This window comes from Haloferax profundi, assembly GCF_001469865.1.
Taxonomy (GTDB): domain Archaea; phylum Halobacteriota; class Halobacteria; order Halobacteriales; family Haloferacaceae; genus Haloferax; species Haloferax profundi.
The window spans coordinates 1-9,461 of sequence record NZ_LOPV01000019.1; the positions used below are offsets into that span (position 1 = coordinate 1).

The 9,461-nt window shown below is 62.4% G+C and carries 10 protein-coding genes and 2 pseudogenes; 2 read left to right on the forward strand and 10 right to left on the reverse strand.

All coding sequences use genetic code 11. The features are described from left to right. Window positions 1-223 (forward strand): annotated as a pseudogene (locus tag AUR66_RS00955) (Na+/H+ antiporter NhaC family protein); the annotation flags it as partial. Window positions 224-333: 110 nt separating this feature from the next. Here the strand turns inward: AUR66_RS00955 and AUR66_RS00960 are convergent. From AUR66_RS00960 to AUR66_RS00985, 6 genes are all read right to left on the reverse strand, one after another. Next, on the reverse strand, window positions 334-1,101 hold the full coding sequence (locus tag AUR66_RS00960; protein WP_058570662.1) for an Lrp/AsnC family transcriptional regulator: 768 nt from the start codon (window positions 1,099-1,101) through the stop codon (window positions 334-336). Window positions 1,102-1,182: 81 nt separating this feature from the next. Beyond that, on the reverse strand, window positions 1,183-1,596 hold the full coding sequence (locus AUR66_RS00965) for a DUF5367 family protein (protein WP_058570663.1): 414 nt from the start codon (window positions 1,594-1,596) through the stop codon (window positions 1,183-1,185). A gap of 89 nt (window positions 1,597-1,685) precedes the next feature. Then, window positions 1,686-2,690, reverse strand: coding sequence for a CapA family protein (locus tag AUR66_RS00970; protein ID WP_058570664.1), 1,005 nt, complete (start codon window positions 2,688-2,690; stop codon window positions 1,686-1,688). Between the two features lie 282 nt (window positions 2,691-2,972). Continuing rightward, the gene (locus AUR66_RS00975) at window positions 2,973-4,148 is read right to left on the reverse strand and encodes a redox-regulated ATPase YchF (protein ID WP_058570665.1); all 1,176 of its coding nucleotides are present in this window, start codon (window positions 4,146-4,148) and stop codon (window positions 2,973-2,975) included. A gap of 84 nt (window positions 4,149-4,232) precedes the next feature. Continuing rightward, window positions 4,233-5,105, reverse strand: a complete 873-nt coding sequence (locus AUR66_RS00980; RefSeq protein ID WP_058570666.1) for a DUF4349 domain-containing protein — start codon at window positions 5,103-5,105, stop codon at window positions 4,233-4,235. A gap of 94 nt (window positions 5,106-5,199) precedes the next feature. Further along, window positions 5,200-6,051, reverse strand: coding sequence for a polymer-forming cytoskeletal protein (locus AUR66_RS00985; protein ID WP_058570670.1), 852 nt, complete (start codon window positions 6,049-6,051; stop codon window positions 5,200-5,202). A 123-nt stretch (window positions 6,052-6,174) separates the two neighbouring features. Between AUR66_RS00985 and AUR66_RS00990 the strand changes: the two genes are divergently transcribed. Then, window positions 6,175-6,378 carry a DUF5800 family protein gene (locus AUR66_RS00990; protein ID WP_058570671.1) on the forward strand — a complete coding sequence of 68 codons (204 nt, stop codon included), beginning with the start codon at window positions 6,175-6,177 and terminating at the stop codon, window positions 6,376-6,378. Between the two features lie 9 nt (window positions 6,379-6,387). Here the strand turns inward: AUR66_RS00990 and AUR66_RS00995 are convergent, their stop codons facing one another. The 4 genes and pseudogenes from AUR66_RS00995 to AUR66_RS01010 form a co-directional block, all read right to left on the reverse strand. Further along, on the reverse strand, window positions 6,388-7,194 hold the full coding sequence (locus tag AUR66_RS00995) for a hypothetical protein (protein WP_058570667.1): 807 nt from the start codon (window positions 7,192-7,194) through the stop codon (window positions 6,388-6,390). A gap of 81 nt (window positions 7,195-7,275) precedes the next feature. Continuing rightward, a complete protein-coding gene (locus AUR66_RS01000; RefSeq protein WP_058570668.1) occupies window positions 7,276-8,409 on the reverse strand; it encodes a DUF3179 domain-containing protein in 1,134 nt (377 codons plus the stop codon). A gap of 90 nt (window positions 8,410-8,499) precedes the next feature. Next, window positions 8,500-9,186 (reverse strand): dolichyl-phosphate hexose transferase, encoded by a 687-nt coding sequence (locus AUR66_RS01005; RefSeq protein WP_058570669.1) that lies wholly within the window; start codon window positions 9,184-9,186, stop codon window positions 8,500-8,502. A 62-nt stretch (window positions 9,187-9,248) separates the two neighbouring features. Then, window positions 9,249-9,461, reverse strand: a pseudogene (locus AUR66_RS01010) (hypothetical protein); the annotation flags it as partial.

Genomic DNA, 9,461 nt, shown 5'->3' on the forward strand with positions numbered 1-9,461 from the left:
GATGTTCGCGGGGTCGGACCACGTCGACCACGTGAACACGCAGATTCCGTACGCCGTCCTCTCCGGTGCAATCGCGACGGTTCTCTTCCTCGGGAGTGGGTACGGCGTCAGTGCAATTCCGCTCCTCGCAGCAGGTGTCGTCGGCCTCTTCGTAGCCGCGTACTACCTCTCGGAGCAGGCAGACGTGAGCGTCCCGATAGCGTTCGGGTCGTCGTCTGACTGAACACCAGCCTTCGCCGAGGTGTCGATATCTCGGGGTCGATTTTTACACAACGCTCGGTCGGGGTCGCAGACCGGATACCCGACACCCGTCAGACAGAGTCCACCGAGAAGTCAGTTCTCGGCCGGGTCGGCGTCGTCGAGCGAGGAGAAGAGTTGAATCGTGCGCTCACTGACGCCACGACGGGAGAGCAAGGTGACCACGTCGTCCGGTTCGATGGTCGTCTCACCGCGAGGCGTGAGGACGTCGTCGTCGCGTTCGATAGAGACGACGAGTACGTCGTCGTCGAGCAAGTCGTCGTCACCGACTTCACCGAGCGACCTCCCGACGATTGGGGCGTCTTCGGCGACGACGAGTTCGACCACTTCGGACCCGCCGGCGAGACTCACGACGTCGGCTAGCGCGCCGAATCCGGGCCGTTCGTTCGGGCCGAATGGACTGTAGGGTTCGAACGACTCCCGGCGGACGAGGTTCTCGTCTTCGATTTCGAGGCCGAGATTCGACAGTTCTCGGCCGATTCGTGTCACGTCGTTCATGTCTTCGCCGACGGCGAGCACGTGGATATTGCCCCGGCCAGAGAGGAGTTCGCGGACGTTGACGACGCCAGATATCTCGCGGACGAGTGTGGAGAGACGCTCACGCTCCGGGACCGGTGCGGTACACACGAAGAGGTTGGTGAATCGGTGGCCGGTCTGTTCGAAGTCGACGTTGGCGTGGTATCCAGTGAGGACACCAGCGTCTTCGAGTTGGCGGATACGGTTGCGAATCGTCCCCGGAGAGACGCTCACCTCGTCGGCAATCATGGGCGCAGAGGTACCCCGTGCGTCGGCCATCAAGGCGTGGAGAATGAGCCTGTCTATCTCGTCAAGGCGGTGACCCATACCACTCCGTCAACGCGGGGGTAAAACATGTTTCCCGTTCCGCAGTGCTATGGGTGTTGAAGACAAGCCACACGGGTCGCCTCATCGAGAGAGGAACCCGGCGACGAGAACCGTCGCGTACGCCAAGAGCAAGAGACCCCCGAACAGACCTGCGGCAGCGAGACTCATGTTCGGATAGACGACGGAAAACAGCGCCGTCGAGAACGCGTCGACGAGCATCCCCGGAACGACGAGGAGAACCGCAGCCTCGCGTTTTTCGACGCCAGAGAGACCACGCCACCGAAAGATAGCGACGGCAAGTGCCCACATCAACGGGACAGTCAGAACGAAGACGGCCACCACGACGAGCGGATTTTCCGGGTCTAAGACGAGTTGGCCGACGATACGGAAGACGAGGCCTGCAACGAGGGCGATAGCGAGTCCGACACCGAGGAGGACTCGGGACTCAGACATGGAGAGTCGTGTCTGTGCGGCGACCTGTGAGCGAGTTGCCATGCACGGTACTACGCGAACCACCGGTATCAGCGTTCCCGCCGTTTCGGTGGGTCGAAGTCCCGTTCTCACCCACTCAGTGTCCGACCCAACTACTGCCCGTCGACGTGGACGACGAGGCACTCGTCGTCGACGTCGAACTGTGTCCCGAAGTCGGCAGACCGACGCCGCATCGTGTCTCGACACCACTCTGCGACTGCCGGGAAGGCCCGATAGACGGCACACTCGGCGATTTCGGTCGGAATCATCCGAAGGTCGAAGAGACGCCCCGTCGGCGACACCTCGACTTCGAAGAGGAAACTCCGGTCGTTTCGAAGGACTGGGTCGACGGCGTAGTCGTCGACGAAGTCGCCAGTGTCGTAGAGAATCAGCGACCCGTCGTACACTTCGACTCCCTGAAAGACGTGTGCGCTGTGGCCGTGGACGATATCGACGCCCGAGTCGACTGCCCAGTGTGCGAACGCGCGGAACGACTCCGGTGGGTACTCGCGCATATTCGGACCCCAGTGCATCGACGCGACGAGCAGGTCAGGGTCGTCCTCTCGGGCGCGTTCGAGCACGGTTCCGACCCGTTCGAGACTCCCCTCGTCGTTCGGGTCGATATCGACGTACGCCGTCCCCGGTGAGTCGCCGTCGGCGGCGAACTCGGGTGTGTTGTCGGTGAAGGCGACGAGCGAAACGTCGAGTCCGTCGACAGTGACGTGAGTCGGTTCCCACGCACGGTTCTCGGTTCGACCCGCGCCAGTGTACGGGATGCCGCCTCCTTCGAGGGCCGAAAACGTGTCTTCGAGTGCGTCGTCGCCGTAGTCGAGGACGTGATTGTTCGCCAGTGTCGCCCACGTGACGCCGACGTCCTGCAACGCCGGTACTGCCCAGTCCGGGTCGGCGCGGAAGTGGAACGGGTGGTGTGTGAGCGTCCACTGCCTGCCTCGCGTCGAGAGGCAACACTCGAGGTTGACGAAGAGGCCCTCGAGTGAACCGAGTCGCTCTCGCATCGACCCCCACACCGCGTGCGAAGGCCGGTGCTCTTGTCGCTGGTTCACGAGTCGACCCAGCATCACGTCGCCGGTAAACCCGAGTCTGAGCGTCTCGGTCATCGGAACCACCCAGACTGTCCGTTGCTGAGACACACCATACGAGAGATACGTGTTTGAGCACCGTCAACACTTCTCACGAGTTTTGGAACGATTCCGAGGGGAGCGCGTGATTCGACCGGGAGAGCACGTACACACGGCATTTCGAGGCACATTCAGCCCACAATCGACCACGTCGAGATGAGTGATTCTATATAGCAAAATATGGTTTATACGTCGCTGTGCAGACGCAGACCTGACCGATACGAACCGACACGAATCGAATAAAAGACAGCTCGTTGCCAGTTATTTGGCAGTCGAGACGATTTTGATGACGTCGCCTTCGCTCAGTTCGTGGTCTTCTGCGATACGGCGTTTCGACCGCGCGTCGACGGCGTGGAGGTATCCTTCGCCGATATCCGAGTGAACCGCGTACGCGAGGTCACGGGGTGTCGACCCACGCGGGAGGAGGAAGGCGTCTGGGAGAACGTTGCCCGTCCCGTCGGTCCACTTGGACTCGTTTTGGACCGGGTAGACCGTGATGTGGTCGAGTACGTCGTAGACGGCGGTGTCGATGGCAGTCTGGGTCCCGGTTCCACCGTGTTCGGCCATCAGGTCACGGATTCGTTCGAGACCCTTCTCCTGTGGTCCACTCACGTCGCCGACGAGTTCGAAGTCGTCGTCACCGGGGTGGTAGTCGATGAGACCCGCCTCGCGCGCCCGTCGAAGAGCGAGTTCGCCGTCGGCCGTCGCTGGAATCACGGGCTTGCCGGTCTCTGCGAGTCGTTCGAGGTTCTCCTCGGGGGCGATGTCGACCTTGTTGGCGACGAGGACGATGGGTTTCGTCCGGCGTCGAATCGCGCGCGCGAGCGTGATTCGGTCCTCGTCGGTCCATTGGCGTGGATTCGGTGAGTAGTCGAGTTCGCGCAGGACGACGGCGATATCGTGTTCGGTCGCACCAACGCCAGTCAGGAGGTCTGTGAGGGCGTCGTCGAGGTCGAAATCCGGAGACCGAGACTTCCGAACGACAGATTCCCAGTTTCGGTGGACGATACCTGCCAACCACTGTTCGAGTTCTTCTTCGATGAAATCGACTTCTTCGACGGGGTCGAACGTCCCGACTTCGACGGGTTCACCCTCGGCGTTCGTCCCGCCGGAGGCGTCGACGACGTTGACGATGACGTCGGCGTTCGTGAGTTCGTCGAGGAACTGGTTCCCGAGGCCACGCCCCTCGTGAGCACCGGGAACGAGACCAGCAACGTCCACGAGTTCGACCGGAACGTACCGAATCCCGTCTTCGCAGTTACCGCAGCGTTCGTCACGGTCTACACAGGGGCATCGTGTTCGTGCGTGCGTGACACCCCGATTGGCGTCGATAGTCGTAAAGGGATAGTTAGCCACGTCCACCTCCGCGAGCGTCGAAGCAGTGTAGAACGTCGACTTGCCGGCGTTCGGTTTTCCGGCGAGTGCGAGTGAGAGCATGCGTTGACGAACGTCGCGGAGGCGGAAAAACGCTCGCCGTGAGTGAATGAGGAAACGGAGACCGGGAACCGGCCGACAGGAAAGTTAGGTCAACCGCCTGTACGCCGCCCGCCCAGCGACGACCACACCGCCCCCGAAGAGTGCCAAGAGGCCACCGAAGACAACGATGTACGGCAGGGCGTACGCGAACGCGACGACGACTGCGCGGAGGGCCACGAACGCGCCGTTGACCGATTCGGAGAACGCCTGTAAGACCGGCGTATCGTACCACTGGGCCGGACCGGGCGGTTCCTCAGAGAGGGAGATACGAACCGTCGAGAGGGCCACGCGGTTTTCGAGCGACGCCTGCCGTGCTTCGAGTCGCTCGATTTCGGTCTGCACCTCGGTGAGACGACGCTCGACGGCGAGAACGTCGTCCGTCGTGTTCGCTTGCTCGTAGAGCGTCCGGAGGCGGTCACGCTGTGCCCGGAGATTGCTCAGACGCGCTTCGATGTCGACCAACTGGTCGGTCACGTCTTCCGAATTCGTCTCCACTCGCTCGACTTCGCCGAGCGTCTTCGTCTCCTCGATGAACGCCGAGAAGTTGTCCGAAGGGACGCGAACTACGAGTTCGCCAGAGCGGTACGTCCCGCCGCTTCGACGGTTGACGCGTTCGTTCGAGTCGCTGACGAACCCGCCGTAGGACTCGGCCGTCGACTCGACGGCGGCGCGAGAGGTGTTGAACTCGTCGACGGTCAGCCTGACGTAGCCGTTTTTGATGACTGCGCGCTGTTGGACTTGCAGTACGTCGTCGCTCCCACCGTCTGCTTGCTCGACTTCCGCACCGCCAGTCGCGTCGGCAGAGAGCGTCACGCTCTCACCGCTAGCGGCATCACCGCCGCCACCCGCGCTCCCACCGGTACACCCGGCGAGGACGACGAGGAGGGCGACGGCGAGAAGTTTCAGTCGTTTGTCCATAGACGACACTCTCTCTGTCGTGGGTTAATCGTTGGGTAGACACAAACAGCGATTTGTTCTTATCGGGCAGGTGGCCGAATCTGTCAGGCCCGACTCACTCGATGTCGCGTGCGAGATTGTCGCGATGGATACGCATCTCGCCACGGGCCCGCATCGTCCCATCGACGAGGGCACCCTCTTCGAGCAAGAGGTCCTTGCAGGAGACGTCGCCGAGGACACGTGCCCCTTCTTCGACGATGACCTCGCCGTTTCGGGTCGTCACGTCGCCGTGGATTCGGGTTCCCGACCCGACGACGATGTCGTTGCGGGCGCGGAGACTCCCGAAGACGTTGTTGTCCTCACCGAGTTCGATCGACTTTGCACGGATGTTCCCGTGGATACGGCACGACGACCCGATTTCCGCCGGCGTCGAGACACGCCACGCGTCGTCCGAGACGGTGGCGTTCCGGGGAATCACGAGCGGGTCGTTCGTCGATTCGCCTTGCAGCGTCTCGGCGAGTTCGTCTGCTGCCTCGTCTTCACCGAGTCGAAGCAGTTGCGAGAGGACGATGAAGTAAAACACGAGCGTGGGGACCGGGTTGCGGATGACGATCCAACCGTTCGCCTCGAACCCCTCTTCGATGTCCACGTCGTCGCCGATGTCGAGGTCACCCGAGACCATGAGTCGGCCCCCGATGTGGACGCGTTCGCCGAGGTACGCGTCTTCGCCGACGAGGACGTTTCCGGCCACGTCGTTCAACAAGTCGAGTCGGCAGTCACCTTCTGCCTCGATATCGCCGCCGAACGTGACGCGTTCGCCGGCCAACACGTTTCGGCCTCGGACTCCGAACTCGATAGTACTCTGCCCACCGACGACGACGTCGCCGTCGGTCACGAGGTCGTGTTCTTCGACCGTCGTCTCGTCGGGTATTTCGAGCGCTTCGAGTGGGTCCGTCCCCAATGACACGTCCCGACCCAACACGCGGTCCATAATAAACGGTCCGCAAGACACACGTCTGACGTTTCGCCGTCCTTCGGTTCGCGAGCTCGTGAGCGTGCGTTTAAATACGTGCAGAGAGCAATGCCAGATATGACGATTCTCTCCTTCGACGACGATGGCGTAGACGTGGTCTACGAAGGCACGGAGTTCCGTCTCGAAAAGGAACTCATCGAGGAGGCAATTGGAAAGTCCTACCCCGACGTGACAGACCACGAGGTGCTAAAAATCGTCGAGAAGAACCCGTCTCTCGGTGGCGAACCGCGTCGCGTCCGCGACATCCTCAACTCGGCGTAGTCGTCTCTCTCACGCCGCTTCTTCTCTGCGAACCGCAGTCTCGGACCGGTCGACAGGAGTGTGACCACCGCCGGCGACGTACCCGAGGACGAACAGCGGAATACCGGGAAGAAGCGTCCCGAGAGGGCCAAGTGAGGTGCCACCGAGTCGGCTGGCGAAGGAGGTGACGGCCATCACGACGACGAACCCACCGAGTGCGAGTCGCCAGTCGCGTTTCCGGGCCGCGACGCCGACGACTGCGAGGCCAGTCGCTGCGGGGACGACTGGGAGGTCCGCACCGCCCGAGAACGTCACTACCGAGTCGGCGACAGTGGCAGCAACGTCGACTGCGAGTGCGACGCCCGGAATCGACAGCGATGCCGTGACAGAGAGCGGTCTGAACCCACCAGTTCGGAGGGCGGCCACGCCGAATCCGAGGAGTCCCATCGAGAGGAACATCGCGGTCAGCGTGAGGAGTGGGCCGAAGAGCGTCATGTTCTCGTCGGCAACCTGGAGCACCTGATACACCTCGCCCTCGACGCGGACGTATCCCGAGAGCGATTCGAGTGCGTCCGTCAGGTCGTCGCTGTCGTCTCTGTAGACGGTGACGTATCCATCTTCGACGCCGGTTCGAACCACGTCGGCCGCTTCAGACGGGAGATTCTCGACGGGCGTGACGTCAGCAGCATCAGGGACGTCACCGGAGACTGGGTCGAAGCCGACACTGACGGCGTGTTGACCGAGACGGGAATCGTACGCAAATCCGTAGGACGCTGCTGTGCCGAGTGTGCCGAGGAGGAGGACGAACGCGACGACGACGCGGGTACGAGGGGACACGGTAGCACAGAGGTGCTAGGTGCGAGTATAAGTCTCTTGTCACACAGTTACACCCATCGAAGAGGCTATCGGTCGTCTGGGTTACGCCCCGTAAATCTCGGTTCCGGGGTTGAAGTCGGCCCACGCGAACCAGAACATCGGCGAGCGGTCGTTAGCGCGGGTCAGGGCCGTCCCCTCGTGCGGGCCGTCGAGTGCGCGCCCAGTGACGATATCCCACCGCGACCCTCCGCCGACGAGGACGTCGCCATCACGCTCGAATTCGAGAACCGTGCCATCGACGCGGCGGACGTAGGCGACCAGCGTGCCGTCTGTCGTGGCGGAGACGACGACTGGAAGGTCGGCAACCCGGTCGTTGACGACACCTGCGTTCGAGACGGGGTCGAATGGATACGCACGCGCGACGCCCCCTGCGGTGACGCCGATGACCGACGTCTTGGGGTGCATCCGTTCGTCGACGTCGTCGTTGAAGCCGATGCCTATCGAACTGGATTGCTGGTAACTCGTGTACGGATTCACCTCGTAGCGGCGGGTCTGCCGGCCACGAATCGTCCCGGAGACGGGCGGTGGGACCAGCACGTCGGTATCGGGGTGCGACGCCTTCCACTCGCCCCACGTCGAGATAGTGGCCGGGAGGAGCGAAAGCGTGTCACCGGTCAGTTCACCTCGAATCGCCGTGGCGAGCACCTGACTCCACAGTGAGTTCGTCCGGTCGTCGTACATCACGAGGTCGGACATCCAGAGGAACCCCGACACGCCGAAGTAGGTGGGTTCGCCCTGCACGAGTCGGTCCGCGACGACGGCACTCCCACAGAGAGGGCAGTAGGTCACGACGACAGGGCGACCATCGAACGTGTCGTTGACGATTTCGTGCCAGTTCAGGATAGCGAGTGGGTAGGCACGGACGATGCCGTCGAGTTCGACGCCGACCACCTCGAAAGAGTCGTCGAGTTCGACGCTCACCTCGTCGAATCCGGACCAGTCGTCGGAGTAGACTGGGGCCGTGATGGCCGGAATCGCGTCTTTCGGGGCACCCCGACGGAGTTCGTCTTCCGGGATTGGGAGGTCGAACGGTCCGGCACGAGGGGTTTCGGTGCCGCCGGCAGCGCTGTCGGCCCCACCCGCGTTCGCGTCGTCTGCGACTGGTGGGTCGTTCCCGAGACATCCCGCGAGTGCAGACGTGAATCCGAGTGTGGCGAGGAAACGACGACGGTTCATACTCCACGTTCGTTCGAATCACGTAAGAACGACGTGCGGTCTGGTGACAGCCCGCACGACCGGCCGAGAGAGAAACGAACTCTCGGTGGCTTAGAACCGGAACCGTTCTTCGAGCGCGACTTTCACGATAGACTTCGCGATTGCCGCGCCGCCGGCGAAGGGGTCGAGTTTGGTCTCACCGGCGCGTTCGCGGTACGGGATGGGCACTTCGGCAATCTTGTACCCCCGCATCGCGGGGCGAATGAGCAATTCTGCGGAGAGGCCAGTGTTCTCCGTCCAATCGATGTCGTGGAGTATCTCGCGTCGGTACGCCCGCATTCCGGTCGTCGTATCGTGGACCGTCGCACCCATGAGGAAACTCGCGAGGCGGGCGAACGCGACGTTTCCGAGGCGGTTGAGTCGCGGCATCGTCTCGGCACCCATCGAGATTCGGTCACCTGAGACCACGTCGTACCCGTCGTTTATCAGGTCGAGGAACTTCGGGAGGTACTCCATCGGGTAGGTGTCGTCGCAGTCGGTGGTGACGACGACGGGGCGGTCAGGGGCGAGAACCGCTGCCTCCACCGCGACGCCGTATCCCTGCGGTTCCTGCTCGATGACGCGGGCGCCCATCTTCCGCGCGATTTGTGGGGTTCGGTCGTCAGACCCGTCGACGCAGACGACTTCTGCCCGTCCGTCGGTGATGCGGTCGATGTCGGCCAGAACCGACCCGATAGCTTGCTCTTCGTTGTACGTCCCCATCACGACGGCTACGTCGTCGAACGTGTACGCGCTCATTAGGCGGGATTGCCGACGCTCCGACTTGAGTTTTTAGGTTCGCCAAAAACAGAGCGGCGAAGTTAGCTCAGTCCGCGCGTGTCGGGTTCGTCTTCGAGTTGCTTCGCCTGGTCGATGAGGAAGTTCATGAGACGAGTCGCAGACGACTCCACGTCTTCGAGTTCGTCCGTCGATTGCCCGCTGACGCGGACAGAGAGTTCGTACAGTTCGAGTTCGACGTGCGGGACGGTTTCGTCGTCATAGCCGTTCCCGTTCTCGTCGTCGTCCATGCCACC

Bases quoted from the DNA above. Each gene is read 5' to 3' on its own strand.
- AUR66_RS00965 (WP_058570663.1), bottom strand. From the start codon at position 1,596: ATGGCAACTCGCTCACAGGTCGCCGCACAGACACGACTCTCCATGTCT.
- AUR66_RS00990 (WP_058570671.1), top strand. From the start codon at position 6,175: ATGACGATTCTCTCCTTCGACGACGATGGCGTAGACGTGGTCTACGAA.
- AUR66_RS00975 (WP_058570665.1), bottom strand. From the start codon at position 4,148: ATGCTCTCACTCGCACTCGCCGGAAAACCGAACGCCGGCAAGTCGACG.
- AUR66_RS00970 (WP_058570664.1), bottom strand. From the start codon at position 2,690: ATGACCGAGACGCTCAGACTCGGGTTTACCGGCGACGTGATGCTGGGT.
- AUR66_RS00960 (WP_058570662.1), bottom strand. From the start codon at position 1,101: ATGGGTCACCGCCTTGACGAGATAGACAGGCTCATTCTCCACGCCTTG.
- AUR66_RS01000 (WP_058570668.1), bottom strand. From the start codon at position 8,409: ATGAACCGTCGTCGTTTCCTCGCCACACTCGGATTCACGTCTGCACTC.
- AUR66_RS01005 (WP_058570669.1), bottom strand. From the start codon at position 9,186: ATGAGCGCGTACACGTTCGACGACGTAGCCGTCGTGATGGGGACGTAC.
- AUR66_RS00980 (WP_058570666.1), bottom strand. From the start codon at position 5,105: ATGGACAAACGACTGAAACTTCTCGCCGTCGCCCTCCTCGTCGTCCTC.